This is a genomic window from Kribbella aluminosa (genome assembly GCF_017876295.1).
GTDB lineage: Bacteria > Actinomycetota > Actinomycetes > Propionibacteriales > Kribbellaceae > Kribbella > Kribbella aluminosa.
Genome location: NZ_JAGINT010000001.1, coordinates 690,135 through 710,576 on the forward strand (window position 1 = coordinate 690,135; position 20,442 = coordinate 710,576).

The following is a 20,442-nucleotide window of genomic DNA, read 5'->3' on the forward strand; positions in this document are numbered from 1 at the left end:
TTTGGCCGGGGTGGGCGCGGGGCTGGCGGCTGCGGTGGTGCCGGGGTGTTCCGGTGGTGGGGGAGGGCGGTCGGAGGCGCTGCAGGTGTGGGGCGGGGTGCCGGCGGCGTCCGGGCCGGCTGATGTGGTGAAGGCGTTCCAGCAGAAGTTTCCGCAGTACAAGGTGGAGTACACGCGGTTCGTGAACGACGACCGCGGCAACCTGAAGCTCGACACCGCGCTCCAGGGTGGTGTCGACATCGACGTCTACTTCACCTACTCGCAGGGCGCGATGGCGCTGCGGGCCGGGTCCGGGCTGGCGGCGGACCTGACCGACCGGGTGCGGGCGGACCCGGAGCTCCAGGTGTACCTGGACACCGAGAAGCCGCGGTCGTACATCGACAACGGCAAGGTGAAGGCGCTTGCCACCGCGCGTGAGCCGTTCTTCGTGCTGTTCAACGAGAAGCTCCGGCAGCGGGCGGGCGTCGAGTTGCCGCACGCCTGGACGATCGACGAGTTCCGCGCGACGGCTCGCAAATTGACGACGGACAAGACCGTCGGCGTCTACACGGTCCCGGACGTCGCCCGGATCGCCCTCGGCCCGAACTACTGGTACGCCGGCGACCGTTCGAACTTCGGCGACCCGCACTTCGAGCAGGGTTTCCGCCTCGGCCGCGAGATGATCGCCGACGGTACGGCGTTCCCGTGGACCGAGGTGCTGTCCCGGCACCTCGACGCGTACCAGCAGAACGCGTTCCTCGGCGAGGAGTTCCACCTCTGGTCGACCGCGCCGTTCAACCTGCGCTACCTGTACGACGCGAAGAAGTACCCGCACGACTTCAAGGTCGCGTTCGCGCCGTCGCCGACGGTGGACGGCAAGGACTGGAACGGCGGCTCGTTCAGCAACTTCATCATGATCAACCCGAAGTCGCCGAAGTTCGAGGCGGCCTGGGCGTTCGTGAAGTTCTGGCTGACCGAGGGCGCGACGCCGATGCTCAAGGGCGGCAAGATGCCGGCCCTCGGCAACGTCACCGACGACCAGATCGTGTCCGGAATGCTCGGAAAGGAGCCGGAAAAGTACTTCGACCTGGACTCTTTCCGCCGGGTCGTCCTGACCTCCGAGCCGAAGCTCGCGACCGACACCAGGCTGACCGGGTTCCCGGAGATCACGCTCGCGGTCAAGCAGCAGCGCGACCTGTGCTGGATCGGCGAGAAGGACCCGGGTGCCGCGATCCGTGAGGTACGGCGGCTTGCCGACGCCGCGATCGCCCGGAACGAGAGGAGGCCCTGATGGCCACCGCCACACTTGTCTCGGCCGGTACGAAGGCCCGCGTCGAGCAGGGCCGCGGGATCCGCCCGTCCGGGTGGACCGGTTTCCTGTTCATCGCCCCGAACCTGCTCGGCGTGATCGCGTTCACGCTGATCCCGCTGATCAGCGTCCTGGTGCTCGCGTTCACCGACTGGAACCTGGTGTCCGGTATCGGCGGAATCACGTTCAACGGCCTCGGCAACTTCGTCGCGATCGCCCGCGACCCCGGGTTCTGGCACGCGATCGGCCTGACCCTGGTGTACGTCGTGGTGTCCGTCCCGCTGACCGTGATCCTGGGCCTCGGCCTCGGGATCGCGCTGAACCGGCCGCTCCCGGGGCGCGCCGTACTGCGGGCGATCTTCTTCCTGCCGTACATCGTGAACGTGGTCGCGGTCGGTATGACCTGGCTGATGCTGATGAACCCGAAGGCCGGCCTGGTCAACCAGGTGCTGGACGTGTTCGGGATCCGGCCGGGCTGGTTCGCGTCCTCGCACTGGGCGCTGCCTGCGCTGATCGTGATGGCGATCTGGGGCGGCGTCGGGTACTGCTCGCTGATCTACCTGTCCGCGTTGCAGGACGCGCCGCGGCAGCTGTACGAGGCGGCCGACATCGACGGCGCCTCCGCGTGGGCCAAGTTCCGCGTGATCACCTGGCCGTCGTTGCTTCCGACAACGATCTTCCTGCTGGTCACGCTGATCATCGGGGCGTCCCAGGGGTTCGGCCTGATCGCGCTGATCACCGCCGGCGGCCCGGGCGACGCGACCACCACGATCTCGTACTACATGTACCAGACCGGCTTCCAGTTCTACCGGTTCGGCTACGCGTCGGCGATCGGCCTGGTGACGTTCGTCGGCGTACTCGTCCTGACGCTGTTCACCTGGCGGGCGCAGCGAGGGAGGGCTCTGAATGACTAGGTCCAAGTGGCTCTGGGGAATCCCGTTGTGGATTCTCGCCATCGCTTTCCTGGCGCCGTTCGGGTGGATGATCTCGACCGCGCTGAAGCCGGACGTGGACGCGTACAAGATCCCGATGCAGTGGATCCCGCACCCGTTCCAGTGGGACAACTTCACGACCGTGCTGAGCGGTGCGACCTCGGTGCTGCCCGCGTTCGGCCGGTCGGTGTTCGTCGCCGTACTGCGGGTCGCGGGCGAGCTGGTCACCGCGACGATGGCCGGGTACGCGTTCGCGCGGATGTCGTTCAAGGGGCGGGACAAGCTGTTCCTGCTGTACCTGGCGACGGCGATCATCCCGGCGCAGCTGCTGCTGGTACCGCGGTTCATCTATTTCCAGAAGCTCGGGCTGTACGACACCTTGTGGGCGTTGATCCTGCCCGGAATGTTCACCGTGCTCGGCACTTTCCTGATGCGGCAGTTCTTCGTCAGCCAGCCGGCCGAGTTCGCCGAGGCGGCCCGGATGGACGGCGCGAACGAGTGGCGGGTGTTCACCCGGATCTACTTGCCGTTGGCAACACCGGTGATGAGTGCGCTCGGCATCCTGGCGTTCGTCTGGTCCTGGAACGACTACGAGACACCGCTGGTGCTGATCAGCAACCCGGACCGGTACACGCTGCCGCTCAGCCTGACCAACTTCGTCGACGAGCAGGGCCAGATCGCACCGGGCCTGACGATGGCCGCCTCGGTGATCTCGATCGTGCCGGTACTGCTCGTGTTCGTCGTCCTGCAGCGGCGCTTCGTCGCCGCCATGACTCATACAGGAATCAAATGACAACCAGTGTTTCCGGCGTTTTTCCGCATCTCGCCCAGGTCGGCGACTTCGGTCCGCCGCGCAGCGAACTGGGCGTCGGCTCGCTGATGCCGTGGAACGGAAAGCTCTACGTCCAGAACTACAACTCGCACAAGGCGTCCTCCGGGGGCGGCGTGAGCCTGCGCCGGATCGACGCCGACCTCTCGATGGAAACTGTTTCGGAAACCGTTGGCGTGGACGGGACATACACGAACCGGTTCGTGCACTTCCCGACGTCGAGGCTGGTGCTCGGGCCGCACGTGATCACCGCGGACCACAAGATCGTGACGATCCCCGAACTGCAGCCGCTCCGGGTCTGCGGTACGTCGCGGCACCTGACGAAGCCGGACACCCACGTCTACGTTCTCGCGATGGAGGGCGAGCTGTTCGAGCTCGACCTCACGACGTACGAGTGCACGCAGCTCTTCGACCTGAACGACGAGCTCGGCACCGACGGCGAGATGAAGGTCCACTACAAGGACTGCTACACGTCGTTCGGCCGGCTCGTCGTCTGCTCGAACGAGTACTCCGAGCCCGAGTGGTCGGGCGTCCGTTCGCGGGGACGACTTGCCGAGTACGACGGCACCTCGTGGAAGGTGCTGCGGGAGGACCCGTACACCGCGATCGGCGGGCGGCACGAGTTCGGTGGGACGATCTTCGCGACCGGGTGGGACCGGGCGTCGGCGATCCTCGAGGTGTTCACCGAGTCCGACCAGCAGTGGACGCGGTACCGGTTGCCGAAAGCGTCGCACTGCTTCGACCACAAGTGGCAGACCGAGTGGCCGCGGATCCGTGAGGTCGAGCACGAGCGGCTGCTGATGGACCACCACGGCATGTTCTACGAGCTGTCCCCGTGGGCGTACGGCGGCAGGATCTGGGGCGTGCGCCCGATCTCCACGCACCTGTGGGTGCTCGGCGACTTCTGCTCGTGGCGCGGAATGCTCGTCGCCGGTGCGGACAACGCCTCACCGAGCCACGGACTGAACCCGACGACCGCGGAACCGCAGTCCGGGTTGTGGTTCGGGAAGACCGACGACCTGTGGAGTTTCGGCAAGCCGGCCGGCTGGGGCGGGCCGTGGTGGGAAACACCGGTTTCCGCGGGCGTTCCGTCCGATCCGTACCTGATGACCGGCTTCGACGGGAAGTGCCTGCACCTGGAGAACTTCTCGGCCACCGCGATGACGTTCACGGTCGAGATCGACTTCCACGGGCACGGCCGGTTCGGCGCGGTGGAGACGGTGACGGTCGAGCCAGGACAGGTGCGTTCACACGTTTTCCCACCGGGTTTCAGTGCGCACTGGGTGCGGGTGGTCAGCGACACCGACGGTGTGGCGAGTGCGCAGTTCGTCTATACGTGACGATAACGGGATGGCAGACATGGAGAGAGCCGGTAGTCCGAGTCCGTTGCAGCTGGTCAAGCGGGCGCTGCCCGAGCTGAACGGGGCGATGCAGCGAGTCGCCGAGCACATCCTGGCGAACCCGGACGAGGTCGCCCGCGGCTCGATCACCAAGCTGGCCGAAGCCGCACAGACCTCGGCCGCGACCGTGACCCGGCTGTCCACCCACCTCGGGTACGCCGGTTATCCTGCACTCCGGGCCGCGCTGGCGATGGAGGTCGGCCGCGGCCTGGAGGCCGGCTGGACCAGCGACATCGGGCTGGCGATCGGGCCGGCCGACCCGCCCGAGCAGGTGCTCAACGTCCTGGCGTCCACCCAGGCGAACGCGCTCCGGAACGCGCTCGCCGCGATCGACCTGGCCGCGGCGACCCGGGCCGCGGACGCGATCGCGGGCGCCCGCCGTACCCACATCTACGGGGAGTGGGGGGACGCGATCCCGGCGCGCGAGCTGTACATCCGGCTGCTCCGGATCGGCATCCCGGTGTGGTTCTTCGATGGCCCGAACTCGTCGCAGATCGGCGCCGGGCTGCTCGGCGAGGGGGATGTCGCGCTCACCGTGAGCCGCTCCGGGCTGGACCCGACCACGCTGGCGTTCGTCCAGCGGGCGAAGGCCGAGGGTGCGCTGACGGTCACGATCACCGGCGTCGTCGACTCGCCGATCGGGCGGGTCACGGACGTAGTCCTCGACACCGGGACGCTGAACGGCACCGCGTGGACCGAGTTCTTCGCCGGGCGGGCGAGCGACGTACTCACCGCCGGGCTGCTGTTCGTGCTGGTGGCGCAGCGCGTTCCGGACCACCTCACCGCCAACCACCCGAACGGCCCGGGGCAACCGGTCGTGCACCCGGACGCCGTCGTCCGGCCGGACATCTTCGTCCAACCAGACTCCTGAAAGGCTTGTGCATGCAGCAGCTCGAGGTCCAGTCCGACCTGACCGTCGTCGGCGGCGGGCTCGCCGGGATCTGCGCGGCGATCGGGGCCGCGCGCCAGGGCAGCACCGTGGCACTGGTCCAGAACCGGCCGGTGCTCGGCGGCAACTCGTCCAGCGAGGTGCGGGTGTGGGTGTGCGGCGCGACCGCGCACGGCACCCAGAGCTTCGCCCGCGAGACCGGCATCATGGGCGAGCTGTTCGTCGAGAACCAGTTCCGGAATCCGCTCGGAAACCCCTATTACTGGGATCTCGTGCTGCTGGAGGCGGTTCGGGCGGAACCGCGGATAACGCTGTACCTGAACACGGACGTGCGTTCCGTCGAGGCCGAGGACGACGAGATCCGGTCGGTGACCGGCTGGCAAATGGGGTCCGAGAAGGAGATCCGGTTCGTCAGCCCGGTGTTCGTGGACTGCTCCGGCGACGGCCTGGTCGGCGTACTGGCCGGGGCCGACTTCCGCACCGGGCGGGAGCCGCGGTCGCAGTACGACGAGTCCTGGGCGCCCGACGTACCGGACTCGAACACGCTCGGCAGCACGATTCTCTTCTACAGCAAGGACGCGGGGGAGCCGGTCCGGTTCGTGCCGCCGGCGTTCGCGCGGAACGTCACGGAAACCGCGATTCCGGACCGCCGGGTGATCCGGACCGACCTGAACGGCTGCGCGTTCTGGTGGATCGAGTGGGGCGGCGAGCTGGACGTCGTCGACGACAACGAGGCGATCCGCGACGAGCTGCAGGCCGTGGTCTACGGGATCTGGGACTACATCAAGAACAGCGGCAACTTCGACGCGGACAACCTGACCCTGGAATGGATCGGATCGGTGCCCGGAAAACGTGAGTACCGGCGTTTCCTCGGCGACCACGTGCTGACCCAGCACGACGTGCTCGAGCAGCGCGAGTTCGACGACCGGGTCGCGTTCGGCGGCTGGTCGATCGACCTGCACCCGCCCGGCGGCGTGTACGCGTCGGAGCACGGCTCGAAGCACTGGTTCTCCGACGGCGCGTACCACATCCCGTTGCGGTCCCTGTACTCACGGAACGTGCGGAACCTGTGGATGGCCGGGCGGAACATCAGCGCGAGCCACGTCGCGTTCGGGACCACCCGAGTGATGGCCACCTGCGCCGTACTCGGCGAAGCCGCCGGGATCGGCGCGGCCGTTGCCCTGTGCAACGGCTTGACGCCGCGGGAGCTGGCGCGCGACCGGTTCGGCCTGATGCGGAAAGCGTTGACCCGCGCCGACGCGTCGGTCCTCGGCGTCGTCGACGACGACCCGGCGAACCTCGCAGTGACGGCCGCCGTCACCGCGTCGTCCACGCTCACCAGACCGGCCCTCGAGGTCTCGTCCGGCACCCTGCCGCTGACCACCGACCTCGGCATGGTGATCCCGGTCGACCCGGCACTGGACGGTTTCGAACTGCTCGTCGACTCGAACGGCGGCTCGCTCACCGTCGAGCTGCACGACCCGGTGAAGCCACAGAACTACCTGCCCGCCGAGCTCATCGACTCCTGCACCGTCGACCTCCCGGCCGGCGAGAAACGCTGGATCCGGATCCCGCTGTCCTGGCGCCCGTCCCGTCCGTCAAACGTTTTCGTCATCTTGCGGAAAACGCCGGACGTTTCCGTCCACACCGCACCGACGGCCCTCCCCGGCACAGTGCACTTCGCGCACCGCGAGCCGGCCGCGGACGAGCAGTGGACGGAACAGTTCCGTGCCTGGAAACACATCCTCCAGCGCTCCGGTCTGTGTCTCCGCCTGGGCGACACCTCGGCATACGCGCCCGAGAAGGTCCTCGGCGGCTACGCCCGCCCGTACGGCGGACCGAACCTCTGGTCCTCCGAAGACCTGGCCTGGGACCCGAACCCCTGGCTGGAACTCACCTGGCCCGAGCCGGTCGAACTCTCGGAGGTCGTGGTGGTCCTTGACGCCGACGTACAGGAAGACCTGATCAACCTGCACCACCACCGAACCCCCTTCGAATCCCTCCCCACCCTCCTCGCCGACTACTCCCTGGAAGCCCGCAACGGAGACGACGCCCCCTGGCAGCCGATCGCCCAGGTCACCGACAACCATCACCGCACTCAGCACCACCACCTACCAACCCCCACCCAAGCCACCCGCCTCCGCCTGACAGCCCACCGCACCAACGGAGCACCCAGAGCCCACGTCGTCGCGGTCCGCGCCTATGGCGCGCCGGGCTGAGCGCCTGGCTCGAACGGAATCGTGAGGTGCGGAGTCCAGTGGTACACGCGGTCGGTTCGGGTCAGGGAGAGGAGGGTGAGGCCAGTGATCGGGTAGGTCGTCGACCGTGCGGGGTAGGCCAGAAGACGAGCGGCGATCGGCGCTGCCGGGGCCTGAAGGTCGCTGTACGCGAGGGCGACGTGAGGGTCGAGTTCAGGCAGCCTGGGGATGGCTTCTTCGCCCCAGACATCGAAGATTGCGGCCCGGGTGAGGTCGCGGAGGTGCTGGAACGGTTCGATCGGACGGACCGGGAGCTGAAGGGATTCCGGGTCCAGTACGGCGGGTCCGACGCTCACCGGGAAGCTCGCCAGACCGGCCACCCGAAGCCGGGTGGCTTCGACGATGCGAGCCAGATCCGCGTCCGGCACGCGGTCCGTGAATCCGATGCCTTGCACGTCCAGGCGCAACCACTGCGGAGGCACCGGACTGAAACCGGGCAGCTCCTGGAGCAGCGTGGCGTACGACACCTGTAGTGCGGCAATCTCGGGGGAGTCGGCGAACGTGACGTGCCAGGAGTAGAAGGGACGGTCGGGACGGCAGCACCAATGGTCCCGCAGTTCTTCGAACACCGGTGGTTCCTTTCACTTGCCGGTGGCATCCCGGATGGCGGGGTGCCGGGTGAAGACCCGAATCGCGTCGTGCAGCTGCCGGGCCTGCGGGTCGTTCGCGTGCTGGCTCATGCGGGTCAGGGCGGCGACCTCGTTGATCCGGTGGATCAACGGCCGAACGCGGTACTCGACCGGGGTTGTCAGTACGACGGCGACGGCATCGGCCGCGGTACTGAGATCGCCGAGCTGCAGGTGCGCCTTCGCCTGCTGAAGCCTGGTCATGCGTTCGGATCCGAAGTTGCGGACCAGGTGCGGAGACGCCTCGAACAAGGCGATCGCGTGGTCCGCGTGCCGCCGGGTGAGGTGCGCTTCCCCCAATGACAGATGTGCATCGGCCCACATGCCTTCGGCGCGCTCCGGCGTACAGAAGAAGGGCCCGCCCAACTCCGGGACGTCGGCGCGGACTGTGGTGCGCTTGGCGATGGTCAACGCTTCGCGGGCTTCTCCGTGACGCCCGGAACGGGCCAGGTCCAGCGCGAGGACACTGGCCAGATAGAGCGACGAACTTCCGGTCGCGTACCGCAGCCCGTCTTCGGCGTACGACGCCGCGCGGCCGAAGTCGTCCTGCCAGAACGCGGCCCGGTGCTGAGCAGCCCGGGTCCAGGCGCGGACATCGTCCCGATCGGCTGCCTCGCCGCAGGCCCAGGCGGTCCGCGTGTGGTTCTCGGCGATGTCCGGCCGGCCGAGATCCACTGAGATCCAGGCCAGCATGTTCAGTGCCCAGCCTGCCACGGCGTACAGGTCGCGGGTCTGGTTCGGTGGCTGCCGTCCGGAGATCAGGCGGAACGCCCGGTCCCGGATCGCGCGGCTGCGCACGTACAGGGGTTTGGTCGGAGCGCGGAGGTAGTTCTCGGTGATGCGCAGGATGTCGGCCAGCAGTTGCTCGACGGTGAGATCGCCGACATTCGACTCCTCGGCCGGCGCGAGCTGTGCGATCGACTCGTCGCCTGCCTCCAGGAGCTCGTCCTCGATATCGACCACCGAGCTGACGCTGGGCTCAGGCTCTGCGGCGCCGAAACCGCCGGGTGGGACGAAGCCGAGTTCGCTGTCGTCCTCGACGTTCAGGACGTGTCGGAGGCCGGCCCGGTACGCTGCCCCGGGCCAGCGGACGGCACCGCGCTCGAGCTTCGCGAGGTAGTGCCCGTCGAGTTCGTACTTCGCCTCGGTCGTTTCCCACAGCCAGGTGCAGACAGCGTCCGCAAGCTCGGCCCTGGACATCTGCTCGCCGGGTGTACTCCGCGACGGCGTCCGCTCCCGCGCGGCTCGCAGCAGTTCATTGGGCTCTGGCATGCTGGTAACTGTAAGAGTGCGAACACCCGCTGCGACCTCGAATCCGGGCCTGGTGGACGATCTGCCCCAAGCTGCCCCGCGATGCCCCGCCGTGCCCCGGATTCTCTGCTGTGGAAGGGCTTTCCGGCATCGTCGAGCGGAATGACAACTTCGGCTCCGGGCAGATCGCGGGCCACGATGCGACACTGAGCGTGACCATCTGGGGCAGTTGCGGCCAGACCGGGGCAGGACGGGGCAGGAGGGCCTCGACATGGTCGATCGAGGGTGGGCGAATGCCCGAGGAAGCCCTGACGACCTCGTGTACCGGCCCGGATCGGCTCGGGCCGGCCGACGACGCGTACCCGCTCCTGCTCGAGGGGATTGCGCTCAAAAGCCTGCTCCGGACGAAGGTGCGCCGAGCGGGAGACCGGCGTACTTCGTCCACTCGTACTGGCGCTGATCGCGGGTGAGGTTGATCAAGCTGACGTGGGTGACCTCGGTCTTGGCGACACAGTTGCCCAGGGCGTTTACCTGCTGGCGGAGCGGCGCGGCCCGCGGCGCTCCGGTTCCAGTAGCCGAGGGAGACGTGCGGATCGAGCTCAGGCAGCTCGGGAACCGAGTCGCGGCCCCACACGTCCGTGATCGCGGCGCGGAGTTGGCCGCGGAGGCGGCGCAGCCGGTCGACCGGGGACACCGGCAGTTGCAGGCTCTCGACGTCGACGACCGCCGGGCCGAGCGTGATCTCGAACGGGCGGAAGTGTTCGAGCCGACGGTGCGCGGCGTCGATGATCGGGTCGAGATCCGCCTGCGGGACCTTGTCCACGAACCCGATGCCCTGCAGCGTCAGATGCAGCCACTGCACCGGGACCGGTGAGATCCCGGGCAGTGAACCGACCAGGTGCTGGTACCTGGTGTGCAGGTCGCCGAGTGCAGCGTCGTGGGGGAAGACGATGTGCCAGGTGTAGAACGATCGCCCGGGCCGCCAGTTCGGGCCCCAGCACCAGTGATCACGGACTTCCCTGATCATGTCAGCTCCTCTCGGACGCGGCGGCGGCCCGAGCTGCGCGGCGGGCCGGCAGCCCGGGACGTTGGGTGAACTCGGCGATCCGGTCCCGCAGCAGCCGGCCCTTCGGGCTCCGCGCGTACGGCGCGGTCAGCGCCGCGACCTCCGCGACGCGATGGACCAGCGGTCGGACCCGGAACTCCGGTTGCAGTTCGAGCACCGGCTCGACCGCCTCCATCGCGCCGTCGAGCTGACCGAGCAGCAGTCGCGCCTTCGCCTGCTGCAGGCGGGCCATGCGTTCGGATCCGAGGTTCCGGAGCACATACGGGACAGCCTCGAACAGGGCGACGCTGTGATCGGCATGGTCCGCAGTACGTCGGGCGTCGCCGAACGCCAGCTGCGTGTCCGCCCACAGTCCTTCGGCGCGTTCCGACGTACAGAGAAAGACTCCACCAGGCTCGGACTCCGCCGGGCGGACGGTGAACGTCCGGGCCATGTCGAGGAGTTCGCGGGCCTTGTCGGCGCGGCCCGCCCGGGCGAGGTCGACCGAGGCGGCGCTGGCGAGGAAGAGCCGCGAGGTGCCGCCGCCGTACCGCAGTCCGTCCTCGGCGTACACGGCGGCACGGGCGAAGTCCTCCTGCCAGAACGCAGCCGTGTGCTGCGTGGCGCGGATCCAGCCTCGCAGTACGTCGTGATCCGCGGCCTCGGCACATGCCCAGGCCGTCCGGGTGTGGCTTTCGGCGATGTCGGGGCGGCCGAGATCGACGGACATCCAGGCGAGCAGCGTGATCGCCCAGCCGGCTGCGGAGTAGAGGTCCCGGGACTGGCGCGGTGACTGGTTCCCGGCCAGCAGGGTGAACGCCCGGTCCCGGATTGCGAGGCTCTTCACGAACAGTGGACGGATCGGCGTCCGTAGGTAGGACTGTGCGATCCGCTCGATGTCCGCGTGCAACTGCTCGACGGTCAGGTCGCCGACGTTGGACTCCTCGGCGAACGACAGCAGCGCGATCGACTCGTCCCCGGCATGCACCAGGTCGTCGTCGTGGCCGGCCATCGAGGCCGGCGGGGTCGGTTCCGGCTCGCCAAGGACGACGCCGGCCGGCGGGGTGAATCCGAGTTCGTTGTCCCCGGCAACGCCGAGCACGTGGCGCAGGCCGGAGCGGTACGCCGCACCGGGCCAGCGGACGGCGCCACGTTCCAGCTTGGCGATGTAGTGGCCGTCGAGCTCGTACTTGATCTCGGTGGTGTCCCAGAGCCAGATGCAGATGGTGTCGGCGAGTTCGCTCCGGGACATGGGTTCGCCCGGTGCGCGACGTGATGGTGTGCGTTCTCGCGCTTCGCGCAGCAAGTCGTTCGGCCCTGACATGGCGGTAACTGTAAGACGCCGGACACCCTCTGCGACGGCCAAATCGGGGCCTGTGGATGATCTGCCCCACGATGCCCCGAGATGCCCCGAATCGCTGTGCGAAAAGGGCTTCTCGGGCGCAGCGGACCACCTTGTGACGGGCCGGCGGACACGAATTCGTGCTCGCTGAGCGTGAATTCACCGGGGCATTCTGGGGCATTCAGGGGCAGCCCCATCTAGAGTGGCCGCGTGCCCGAGGAAGCTGTCACCACGCTGCGTGCCGAGTTGGAGCGGTTCGGGCGGGCGGAGGAAGGGTTCGCGCTGCTCGAGGTGTTCCTGGAGCTGGCGCGGCCACGGCTCGGTGCGGTGGTGCTGGATCCGGTGGGGCTGCGGTTGCCTGCGGAGCTGACCGATGATCGGGCGCTGGTGCAGACGTTGATCGACGAGATCGAGCAGGAGTCGGTGGGGAAGTCGCGCGTCGTTGAGCGCGGGTACGACATGGAGGACGAACAGGCGCGGTGGGACTATGTTCGGCTTGCGTACAGCTCGAATCAGGCGACGGTGTGGAGTCGCCGGCAGCGCACGACGTACTTCGAGGTGACTGCGCGGGAGCGGGCGACGTACTGGCTTCCGGACAGCTTGAAGTCGGAGTACTTCGACGCGTTGCGCGGGCGTGGGTGGGCGATCCCGGAGGACTGGCTGACCGCGGTGGCCAGGCGGCCCAAGCCTTGGTGGAGGCGGGGGGGCCGCTGACCACTCAGCGGACGTCAGCCGTCGGTGCGAGGTCTCCCGGCCGAGCTGGGATCAGCTGAGGGCGGGGAGGCGGGTCAGGGCTGCGGCGACGGCGGACTGGATGTCGGCGTCCTCCCAGTTGCGGTCGATGATGGTGTTGGACAGGTAGGCGTTGTACGCGGCCAGGTCCAGGTGGCCGTGGCCGCAGAGGGCGGTGAGGATGACCTTCTCCTCGCCGGACTCCTTGCAGTGCAGGGCTTCCTCGACGGCGGCGGCCAGCGCGTGGGTGGGCTCGGGGGCCGGGACGATTCCTTCCGTCCGGGCGAACTGGACGCCCGCGGCGAAGCACTCGGACTGCGGTTTGGCGACGGCCTCGATCTCGCCGGTCTCGTACAGGTGGCTGATCAGCGGGCTCATGCCGTGGTACCGCAGGCCGCCGGCGTGGATCGGGTCCGGCACGAAGTCGTGGCCGAGGGTGTGCATCTTCATCAGTGGCGTCAGCCCGATGGTGTCGCCGAAGTCGTACGCATAGGTGCCCTGGGTCAGCGACGGGCAGGCGGCCGGCTCGACCGCGCGGAGCACCGGAGACATCCGGCCGGCCCACTTCTCCCGCAGGAACGGGAACGCCAGGCCGCCGAAGTTCGACCCGCCGCCGGTGCAGCCGACGATCAGGTCCGGGGTCTCGCCGACCATCGCGAGCTGGATCAGCGCCTCCTCGCCGATCACGGTCTGGTGCAGCAGCACGTGGTTGAGTACCGACCCGAGCGCATAGTGCACCTCGGGATCCTGGACCGCGGCCTCGACCGCCTCGCTGATCGCGATGCCGAGCGACCCGGTGGAGTCCGGGGTCTCGGCGAGGATCTTCCGGCCGGCCGCGGTCAGCTCCGACGGGCTCGGGTGCACGGTCGCGCCGAAGACCTGCATCATCGTCCGCCGGTACGGCTTCTGGTCGTACGACGCGCGCACCTGCCAGACCTCACAGTCCAGCCCGAACTGCGCGCAGGCGAACGCGAGCGCCGTACCCCACTGCCCCGCACCGGTCTCGGTGGTGAGCTTCCGGACGCCGGACTTCGCGTTGTAGTACGCCTGCGGGACCGCCGTGTTCGGCTTGTGCGATCCGGCCGGCGAGACGCCCTCGTACTTGTAGTAGATGCGCGCCGGCGTATCGAGCGCCTTCTCCAGCCGATGCGCCCGGTACAGCGGGCTGGGCCGCCACAGCCGGTAGACGTCGAGCACCTCACCCGGAATGTCGACGTACTGCTCCTGTGAAACCTCCTGCAGGATCAGCTCCATCGGGAACAACGGCGCCAGATCGTCGGGCCCGATCGGCTGCCCCGTCCCCGGGTGCAGCACCGGCGGCGGAGGCGTCGGCAGGTCGTGAAGCACGTTGTACCAACGCGTCGGCAGCTCGTCCTCTGGCAACAGAATCTTCGTCGGCATCATGTACGCAACGTACGACTCGCGCGCCACCCGGACAATGCCCCGAACCGGAACCGAGTCGGCACTTGTTCTGCCCCCCGGGCTGTCCGATCTCGCTCAGGACGGAGTGGTGGCCGCGGTTTCCATCCGCATGATCGTCTCGCGCTCAGGCCAGTGGGACCAGAAGGCGCCCTTGTAGCCGAGCTCGGTCAGGCGGAGGAGAAACGGATTGTCCGCGTAGTTGTTGTCCTCCTGGGTCAGGCCGGTGGCTGTAGGCAACATCACCCGGTGACGGTCCCGCTCGGGCACCCACTTCCACAGCAGCTCCAGGCTGGTCAGCCAACGGTCGCCTGGACCGATGTCGCCGCGCCCCTCTGGGAGGTCGGGCGAGAAGAAGTAGATGGGCCGGAAGTTGCCGTGCGCATCGAACATGAACTGCCGCTCGTAGTCGAGAACGCTCCTGCACCGATCGGCCGGGGTGAGGAGGATCTCCTCGGTCGCGGTGTTGGACTGGACCCCGGGAACGGGACGCACACCACCACTACCTGCGGCGAGACGCCTCCCCAACGGCGAGTACGGAAACGCGCGAATGCCGAGCGTGAACCCGACGACGGTGGCATCGAGTTCCATCAGCTTGTCCACGCATTCGTGCATGGTCGCCTCGGTCTCGCCCGGCATGCCCAGGAGGGCCTCGACCATGGTGAGCATGCCGTACTGCTTCGCCAGGCCGCACAGCTTCCCCACGTCGTCGGACGTGTAGAACCTGGTGCCCTTCCCGCTGACCTTCCAGCCGTCGAGAACGTCGTCGCGGACGTGATCAGGTGCCACGTTGATGCCTGCGCAACCCGCTGCGGCCAGCAGTTCGGCGTACTCCTGGTCAAACGGGGCCGGCTGGACGTAGATCCACAACCGGAGGTCGTGCAAGGGCGACGACGCATCGTTCGTCTTCCGCCGGACGATCTCGCGAAGCACGGCCTTGCTGTGGCTGATGCTGAGGTTGAACTCGCTGTCGGTGGTGTGCAGGTCACGCACCCCTTGAGCCGTCAGCATCTCCATCTCGTCGACAACCGCCGTCTCGGCGCGGCGGGCGAACTGTGTCCCCTTGGCGTCAGGTTCGACGCAATGGGTGCAGGCGTAGGTACATCCGTTCTTGGTCAGGATGTTTCCGAGACCTCCACGGTGGTAGTAGTCGAGGTTGTCCACCTTGTAGGGCGTGCCGGACCGCCGTGTGTACGGCGTCCTCCGGTTCACCAATGTCGCGCGGCCGACCGCGGTGAGCCGATCGCGATGCGGGACCTGGTGTACCTCGCCGTCGCCGTCGTTGATGATCAGACCGGGTACGTCCGACACCGGTGTCCCGGAAGCCAGCGCCTGGGCCAGGTCGACGATCGTCACCTCCCCCGGGCCTTTGACGCCGAATTCGATGTCGAAGAAGTCGACCAGTGCGAACGGCATCGAGGAGAACCCGACGCCACCGCCGACGACCGGTGCGGCGCAGTAGTGGCGAATCTCGCTGATGACGTCCCGGTGCGAGTCCAGGAAGACCCGCTGCTCCTGGGGATAGATGGTGTCGGTGTTGCGGATGGTAATGCCCACCAAGAGTGGTTCGCGGTGCTGGAAGTAGGACGCGATCGTGGTGCGCCAACGATCCCGGACGAGGGTCAGGTCGAGCACCTCGACATCAAATCCGGAATCCTCGAGCGAGGTCGTCAGAATGTCCAGCGCATATGGCGTGATCGGAGGATGAACAAGGTTCGGGTTCACCAGCGTTACGAGCCTATCGGTCACCACTGTCTCCTTCGTCCGAGTCGGATCGACGGTGAGATCGTGACAGCGGCGGCGACCTGGCGGCAGGGGCCAGTAGGTCCGGCACGGCCGGCGACGGGCGCGACCGGGCAGCGGTTCGCGAAGTGCACAGGACGGTGCGCATTGTGGATCGGCCGGATCACTCCGCGCTTCTAACCTGATTCTGAGAGTGAGGATCGATCCCGGTGAGGTCGATGTAGGAGCGTCATGGAGCACCAGGTGCTGGTCGGAGAAATGCTTCGGCAAGCGCGTCACAGACTTGGACTCAGCCAGTATGTGATTGCGGACGAGTTGGCCAGGGTCTCGGGAAACGACTCGCTGACCCGCGAGGAAGTAGCCCGCTGGGAACGCGGGAAGAGACTCCCAGGCCCGTACTGGCGGCGGTGGATCTGTGTGGTTCTGCGGCTGCCGACGAGTGACCTGGAGCTGGCGATCCGTTCCCAGCAGGAGGATCGGCGGCTCGCTCGTGAGCGGTTGCCTCACACGAGCGGCATCAGCGCCGCCGTGAAGTGACGCAAGGCCGACTCTTGCTCGACGATCCGGTAACCAGGGATCTGCGCAGCTTTGGCGGCCACGCCGGCTGCCACCTCCGAGACGTACTCGAGATGGCTCTTGGTGTAGACCCTGCGAGGTAGGGCGAAGCGTACGAGCTCACGGGGTGCCGCGATGTCCACACCGCCGTGGGGGTCGACCCGCCCGAAGGCCAAGGTGCCAAGGTCGGACACGCGCACGGCTCCGCTCAGGTAGAGCTCGTTGGCGAGTGCGGTAGCGGGCAGCTGCTCGGGACGGATGTGCGGCAGAAGTTCCGCGGCATCGACGTACACGGCATGGCAACCCGTCGGCTGCAGCACCGGAAGCCCGGCGTCGGCGAGTTGTTCGCCGAACCAGCGGGCCGTCGACGCCCGATACCGCAGGTACGCCGGATCGGTGACCTCGAGGAGTCCCTGCGCCAGAGCCTCCAGATCGCGGCCGGCCAGTCCGCCGTAGGTGGGAAATCCCTCGAACGCAATCAGTTGCTGCCGGCAACGGCGGGCGAGGTCGGGATCCCGTAACGCGATCATCCCACCGATGTTGGCGATGCCGTCCTTCTTCAGGCTTGCCCAGCATCCGTCCGCCAGCGAGAACACGGCCTGCGCGATCTCGCGTGGGCTCCGGCCGGACTGGCCGGGGTCGCGTTCGCTGATCAGGTAGGCGTTCTCGGCGAATCTGGATGCGTCCAGGAGGAGCATCACCTGATGACGGTCGCACAGTTCGCGGACGACGCCGACGTTCGCGAGTGAGACCGGCTGACCACCGCTTGCGTTGTTGGTAATGGTCAGTACCACGCAGCGCACCCGGTGAGCCTGCGTTCCGCTGAGCCATTCGGAAAGCCGACCGGGATCGATGTCGCCGCCGAAGGCCGACGACGTCTGGTCGACCGGCAGATCAACAGCCGAGGCGCCCTTGGATTCGATCGCCGCTCTGGTCGTGTCGAAATGCGTATTGCTGATGGAAAAATGTCCGGGCCCCAGCAACTCACCCAGCAGGATCCGCTCGGCAGCGCGGCCCTGGTGCACCGGTATTACCTCGTCGAATCCCGTCAGATCGCGTACGACTGTCTGGAAATGCTCGAACGAGGTCGCACCGGCGTACGACTCGTCGCCGCTGACCAGCGCCGCCCACTGCGCGGCCGACATCGCATTCGTTCCCGAGTCGGTGAGCAGGTCGATGGTGATCGCGCGCGACGGCACCCGGAACAGGTTGTGACCGGCGTCGACGAGCGCCGTACGTCGTTGCCCGGCGGTCGGGAAGGGGATCGGTTCGACGCTCTTGATCCGGAACGGCTCCATGAACGCGGGCACAGGCGTCGTCCTCCAAGTGGCGGGACCGGATGTCGGCACGTCAAGTCTGTGCACTCCCCGGCGCCACCGGAAGGGGCCAGTTGCCGAGGAGGGCGATTTCCACCGGCCGCCGCAGCACTGGCCCGGTCAGCCCGCGTGGGTGCAACGTTAACCAATGCCACCCGTCCTGTCCGGAGCTGTGCGGCGGCACGCGCAACTGATGCTGACACTCGGTTAAGCGGTTATCGTTTTTTCAACATCATTGTCAAAGGGGGTGTTGGCGCTCCGCGCGCGGACGGCCGACAGAAGATGCAACTACTGGAACACTACGAGCTGTTTCATTCACAGGATCTGGACGACGTTCGTGATTCGGTCGGACGCGTCTTCGTTCCACATCGCCTGGACCTGACACAGAAGGCCGGCCACCTGGACGCGCGGATGTGCACTCGCCGCATCGCGAAGGTCGCCGCGAATTACGTCAGCTACGGTGCGGATGTGTTGATCGAGCCGGGTGAGCTCGGCTCGTTCTTCGTCGTACAGGTGCCACTGTCCGGTCACAGTCACGTTCGCTGCGGCCGGGAGGAGGTCTTCTCCACGCCGAGACTCGTCTCCGTGGTCTCACCTACCGAGTCGCTCAGCATGCGCTGGTCGGCCGACTGCGCCAAGCTGATCCTCCGCGTCGACCGGCTCGCGGTGGAGTCGGAGCTGAGCGAGATGCTGTCCGCGCCACTGCCCGTGCCCGTGCGATTCCGCCCGGGCATGGACGTGAGCACCGGCTACGGCCGAAGCTGGCTGGCGATGATGCGAACCTTCGTCGACGAGCTCGACCGTGCCGACGACAGCCTCATCGACCACGCGCTGACGGCCTCCGGCTACGAGGATGTCCTGATCAGGGGTCTGCTGCTCGCCCAGCCGCACAACTACTCCGACAAGCTCGCCGGCACGAGCCAGCCCCTGGTGCCGTCGCGGGCGGTCAGCATGGCGCGGGACATCATCGAGAACCACCCGGAGTGGGACCACACCATCACGAGTCTGGCTCGTGAAGCCGGTGTCAGCCCCCGCGCTCTCCAAAAGGGGTTCGCCCGGCATCTCGGCGTCGCTCCCAAGGAGTACCTGACGTCGGTTCGCATGCAACGAGCACACAGCGAGCTCCGCGCCAAACAGCGTGACACAACCACCGTGCACGAGATCGCCAGCCGGTGGCGCCTGGGCCACGTCGGCCGCTTCGCCGGCGAGTACCGAAAACGTTTCGGTGAGCTCCCCTCGGAGACGCTCGCGAAGTAGGCGCTCACCCGACGCAACATGGATCGAGCGGGTCGTAAATCGGCCCGTCCTCGCACAGTTCTGCTCCGTAGTGTTACGGGTCTGGCGGAAGGCGCGTGGACAGTTGCGGAAGTGAGGCGTCGATGGACTTGAGCGGTCCCGCGACGGTCGGCGAACTCATCAGGAAGGCCCGCGAGGCGAGAGGGCTGAGCCAAACGCGACTCGCGAAAGCACTTGCAACGCTGTCCGGCAGGCACACCATCAATCGAGACCTGATCTCGCACTGGGAGCGTGGCGCACAGGTCCCCAGAGCCGAGACGCGACAGTGGCTGTCGGTCTTCTTCGAGATCCCCCAGGAACGCTTCGAGGAAGCGGCGGCGCTGTCGAAGCGCCGCATGAAGACCGGCAATGCCGTGGTCGCCCACAACCCTCCGGCGAGGACAGGCCCGGTACGGCGGGCTCAGGGCACCCCAGAGCTGCTGCCTGTACTGCGATCACGCGTGCAGGCCGGGATCCTCGCAACGGTGCTCCTCAACCCGGACCGCTGGTTCTCCCTCAGCGAACTCGGCGAGACGGCGGGCGCCGCGCTGGCATCCGTCGACAAGGAAGTCCAGCTACTGGAGACATCCGGAATAGTCAGCAGCCGAACCGAAGGCACGATGCGCCTGTACCACGCTTCTCACCTGGGACCGGGTCTCGCGCCGTTGGTCGACCTGATCCGTCAGACTTACGGGGTCCCCCAGGTAATCGGTGAAGAGTTCGGCCGAGTACGCGGCGCCGGGCGCCTTGTCCTGGCCGGCACCTGGGCGCAACGCTTCGCCGGCGTCCCCGGCCCGGCCCCGGAGAACATCGAGCTGATTGTCGTACCCAAACCGGACCAGCCCGCCGACGAAAATGAGCTCCGTCTAGCGGGAGATCGTGCTGAGCACCGCCTGAAACGACCAGTGCGCTGGCATGCGGGCGAGTACGGCCCTGGGCGAACGCTGACGACACCGAGCCACTGGGAAGGCCAGCCCATCGTCGAAGTCCGACTGGTCAGGTCCCGAGACCCGGCCGGCGGGCGCGAACGCGTCACCACGGGACGCGAGGCCATAGCCGAATTCCTCGAGTCAGGTCAGCTGACCATGACCAACGACCGCGACGCTCGTGCGGAACCAGCCCTGGACCTGGCCGAGAAGCACCTCGCTGCCGCCGATCAGATCGTCGATGGCGCCCCTGAGTCGGCGTACCTCCTCCTGGCAGAGGCCGGCCAACGCATCGCCGAAGGTCTGCTCGCCCAGCAAGGTCTCCGCGTCGATCTTGCAGCCCATCCCAACGCCGCCGGCGAGGCGGTCACCGCGCAGTTCGGTCACAGGTACTCGCACGTCGTCCAACTGCGTGAACGTGCGACGGCCCTGCACGTCCGCGCGAACGGCCTGACTCCCGAAGAAGCCCGGATTAGTACCGCGACCGTTCACGCACTCCTCGTCGACGCTCGAACCAGGGCCCGCGAACTTCCCCTGTACGAGCCATAGCGCTGACGAACTCCCGGAGACCGGCCCCGGCAGAACTCGCCACCTGGCACCTCACTACCACCTGACC

At 67.6% G+C, this 20,442-nt stretch carries 17 protein-coding genes and 1 pseudogene; 11 read left to right on the plus strand and 7 right to left on the minus strand.

Translation table 11 applies throughout. The annotated features are described in order from the left end of the window. Window positions 1-10: 10 nt before the first annotated feature. The 6 genes from JOF29_RS03405 to JOF29_RS03430 are packed head-to-tail and all read left to right on the plus strand — an operon-like array spanning window position 11 to window position 7,557. Window positions 11-1,270, plus strand: a complete 1,260-nt coding sequence (locus JOF29_RS03405; protein ID WP_307863129.1) for an ABC transporter substrate-binding protein — start codon at window positions 11-13, stop codon at window positions 1,268-1,270. Next, on the plus strand, window positions 1,270-2,202 hold the full coding sequence (locus tag JOF29_RS03410) for a carbohydrate ABC transporter permease (protein ID WP_209692759.1): 933 nt from the start codon (window positions 1,270-1,272) through the stop codon (window positions 2,200-2,202). Before JOF29_RS03405 ends, JOF29_RS03410 begins: the two co-directional genes overlap by 1 nt. Next, window positions 2,195-3,013 (plus strand): carbohydrate ABC transporter permease, encoded by an 819-nt coding sequence (locus JOF29_RS03415; RefSeq protein ID WP_209692760.1) that lies wholly within the window; start codon window positions 2,195-2,197, stop codon window positions 3,011-3,013. The genes JOF29_RS03410 and JOF29_RS03415 overlap by 8 nt, the downstream gene beginning before the upstream one ends. Continuing rightward, window positions 3,010-4,389: a hypothetical protein gene (locus JOF29_RS03420; protein ID WP_209692761.1), complete on the plus strand. Its 1,380-nt coding sequence runs from the start codon at window positions 3,010-3,012 to the stop codon at window positions 4,387-4,389. The genes JOF29_RS03415 and JOF29_RS03420 overlap by 4 nt, the downstream gene beginning before the upstream one ends. Window positions 4,390-4,399: 10 nt before the next feature. Next, entirely contained in the window at window positions 4,400-5,320 is a 921-nt protein-coding gene (locus JOF29_RS03425) for a MurR/RpiR family transcriptional regulator (RefSeq protein ID WP_209692762.1), read from the plus strand. An 11-nt stretch (window positions 5,321-5,331) separates the two neighbouring features. Next, window positions 5,332-7,557 (plus strand): FAD-dependent oxidoreductase, encoded by a 2,226-nt coding sequence (locus tag JOF29_RS03430; RefSeq protein WP_209692763.1) that lies wholly within the window; start codon window positions 5,332-5,334, stop codon window positions 7,555-7,557. Here JOF29_RS03430 and JOF29_RS03435 read toward each other — a convergent pair. Both JOF29_RS03435 and JOF29_RS03440 read right to left on the minus strand, forming a co-directional pair. Next, window positions 7,539-8,165 (minus strand): 2'-5' RNA ligase family protein, encoded by a 627-nt coding sequence (locus tag JOF29_RS03435; RefSeq protein WP_209692764.1) that lies wholly within the window; start codon window positions 8,163-8,165, stop codon window positions 7,539-7,541. The genes JOF29_RS03430 and JOF29_RS03435 overlap by 19 nt on opposite strands. Window positions 8,166-8,177: 12 nt before the next feature. Next, complete coding sequence (locus JOF29_RS03440; RefSeq protein WP_245357429.1) at window positions 8,178-9,494, minus strand: NsdA family TPR-like regulatory protein; 1,317 nt, start codon at window positions 9,492-9,494, stop codon at window positions 8,178-8,180. Window positions 9,495-9,766: 272 nt separating this feature from the next. Here JOF29_RS03440 and JOF29_RS42680 point away from each other — a divergent pair, with 272 nt between their 5' ends. Then, complete coding sequence (locus tag JOF29_RS42680) at window positions 9,767-9,943, plus strand: hypothetical protein (RefSeq protein WP_245357430.1); 177 nt, start codon at window positions 9,767-9,769, stop codon at window positions 9,941-9,943. A gap of 134 nt (window positions 9,944-10,077) precedes the next feature. Here the strand turns inward: JOF29_RS42680 and JOF29_RS45850 are convergent. Together JOF29_RS45850 and JOF29_RS03450 are read right to left on the minus strand one after the other, a co-directional pair. After that, window positions 10,078-10,500: pseudogene (locus JOF29_RS45850) on the minus strand (2'-5' RNA ligase family protein); the annotation flags it as partial. Between the two features lies 1 nt (window position 10,501). Further along, on the minus strand, window positions 10,502-11,770 hold the full coding sequence (locus JOF29_RS03450) for an NsdA family TPR-like regulatory protein (protein WP_245357432.1): 1,269 nt from the start codon (window positions 11,768-11,770) through the stop codon (window positions 10,502-10,504). 300 nt (window positions 11,771-12,070) lie between these two features. On the opposite strand from JOF29_RS03450, the gene JOF29_RS03455 reads away from it, so the two are divergent. Then, the gene (locus JOF29_RS03455; protein ID WP_209692767.1) at window positions 12,071-12,574 is read left to right on the plus strand and encodes a hypothetical protein; all 504 of its coding nucleotides are present in this window, start codon (window positions 12,071-12,073) and stop codon (window positions 12,572-12,574) included. Window positions 12,575-12,625: 51 nt separating this feature from the next. On the opposite strand, the gene JOF29_RS03460 is transcribed toward JOF29_RS03455, so the two are convergent. Both JOF29_RS03460 and tsrT read right to left on the minus strand, forming a co-directional pair. After that, window positions 12,626-13,996, minus strand: a complete 1,371-nt coding sequence (locus tag JOF29_RS03460; protein WP_209692768.1) for a TrpB-like pyridoxal phosphate-dependent enzyme — start codon at window positions 13,994-13,996, stop codon at window positions 12,626-12,628. A gap of 93 nt (window positions 13,997-14,089) precedes the next feature. Further along, window positions 14,090-16,033: a tryptophan 2-C-methyltransferase gene (gene tsrT / locus JOF29_RS03465; RefSeq protein WP_307863130.1), complete on the minus strand. Its 1,944-nt coding sequence runs from the start codon at window positions 16,031-16,033 to the stop codon at window positions 14,090-14,092. Here tsrT and JOF29_RS45855 point away from each other — a divergent pair. Continuing rightward, complete coding sequence (locus tag JOF29_RS45855; RefSeq protein ID WP_372446222.1) at window positions 16,013-16,291, plus strand: helix-turn-helix domain-containing protein; 279 nt, start codon at window positions 16,013-16,015, stop codon at window positions 16,289-16,291. The two genes, tsrT and JOF29_RS45855, sit on opposite strands and share 21 nt — an antisense overlap. Here the strand turns inward: JOF29_RS45855 and JOF29_RS03475 are convergent. Further along, window positions 16,258-17,619 carry a tryptophanase gene (locus tag JOF29_RS03475; protein ID WP_307863131.1) on the minus strand — a complete coding sequence of 454 codons (1,362 nt, stop codon included), beginning with the start codon at window positions 17,617-17,619 and terminating at the stop codon, window positions 16,258-16,260. The two genes, JOF29_RS45855 and JOF29_RS03475, sit on opposite strands and share 34 nt — an antisense overlap. Window positions 17,620-17,754: 135 nt before the next feature. Here JOF29_RS03475 and JOF29_RS03480 point away from each other — a divergent pair, with 135 nt between their 5' ends. Together JOF29_RS03480 and JOF29_RS03485 are read left to right on the plus strand one after the other, a co-directional pair. Next, entirely contained in the window at window positions 17,755-18,882 is a 1,128-nt protein-coding gene (locus JOF29_RS03480) for an AraC family transcriptional regulator (protein WP_209692771.1), read from the plus strand. Between the two features lie 122 nt (window positions 18,883-19,004). After that, entirely contained in the window at window positions 19,005-20,375 is a 1,371-nt protein-coding gene (locus JOF29_RS03485) for a helix-turn-helix domain-containing protein (RefSeq protein ID WP_209692772.1), read from the plus strand. The last annotated feature ends 67 nt before the right edge of the window (window positions 20,376-20,442 follow it).

Excerpts from the sequence above, each read along its gene's own strand:
- JOF29_RS03420 (WP_209692761.1), top strand. The coding sequence starts at position 3,010 with ATGACAACCAGTGTTTCCGGCGTTTTTCCGCATCTCGCCCAGGTCGGC.
- JOF29_RS03430 (WP_209692763.1), top strand. The coding sequence starts at position 5,332 with ATGCAGCAGCTCGAGGTCCAGTCCGACCTGACCGTCGTCGGCGGCGGG.
- JOF29_RS45855 (WP_372446222.1), top strand. The coding sequence starts at position 16,013 with ATGCTTCGGCAAGCGCGTCACAGACTTGGACTCAGCCAGTATGTGATT.
- JOF29_RS03410 (WP_209692759.1), top strand. The coding sequence starts at position 1,270 with ATGGCCACCGCCACACTTGTCTCGGCCGGTACGAAGGCCCGCGTCGAG.
- JOF29_RS03425 (WP_209692762.1), top strand. The coding sequence starts at position 4,400 with ATGGCAGACATGGAGAGAGCCGGTAGTCCGAGTCCGTTGCAGCTGGTC.
- JOF29_RS03440 (WP_245357429.1), bottom strand. The coding sequence starts at position 9,494 with ATGCCAGAGCCCAATGAACTGCTGCGAGCCGCGCGGGAGCGGACGCCG.
- JOF29_RS42680 (WP_245357430.1), top strand. The coding sequence starts at position 9,767 with ATGCCCGAGGAAGCCCTGACGACCTCGTGTACCGGCCCGGATCGGCTC.
- JOF29_RS03460 (WP_209692768.1), bottom strand. The coding sequence starts at position 13,996 with ATGATGCCGACGAAGATTCTGTTGCCAGAGGACGAGCTGCCGACGCGT.
- JOF29_RS03450 (WP_245357432.1), bottom strand. The coding sequence starts at position 11,770 with ATGTCCCGGAGCGAACTCGCCGACACCATCTGCATCTGGCTCTGGGAC.
- JOF29_RS03485 (WP_209692772.1), top strand. The coding sequence starts at position 19,005 with ATGGACTTGAGCGGTCCCGCGACGGTCGGCGAACTCATCAGGAAGGCC.
- JOF29_RS03415 (WP_209692760.1), top strand. The coding sequence starts at position 2,195 with ATGACTAGGTCCAAGTGGCTCTGGGGAATCCCGTTGTGGATTCTCGCC.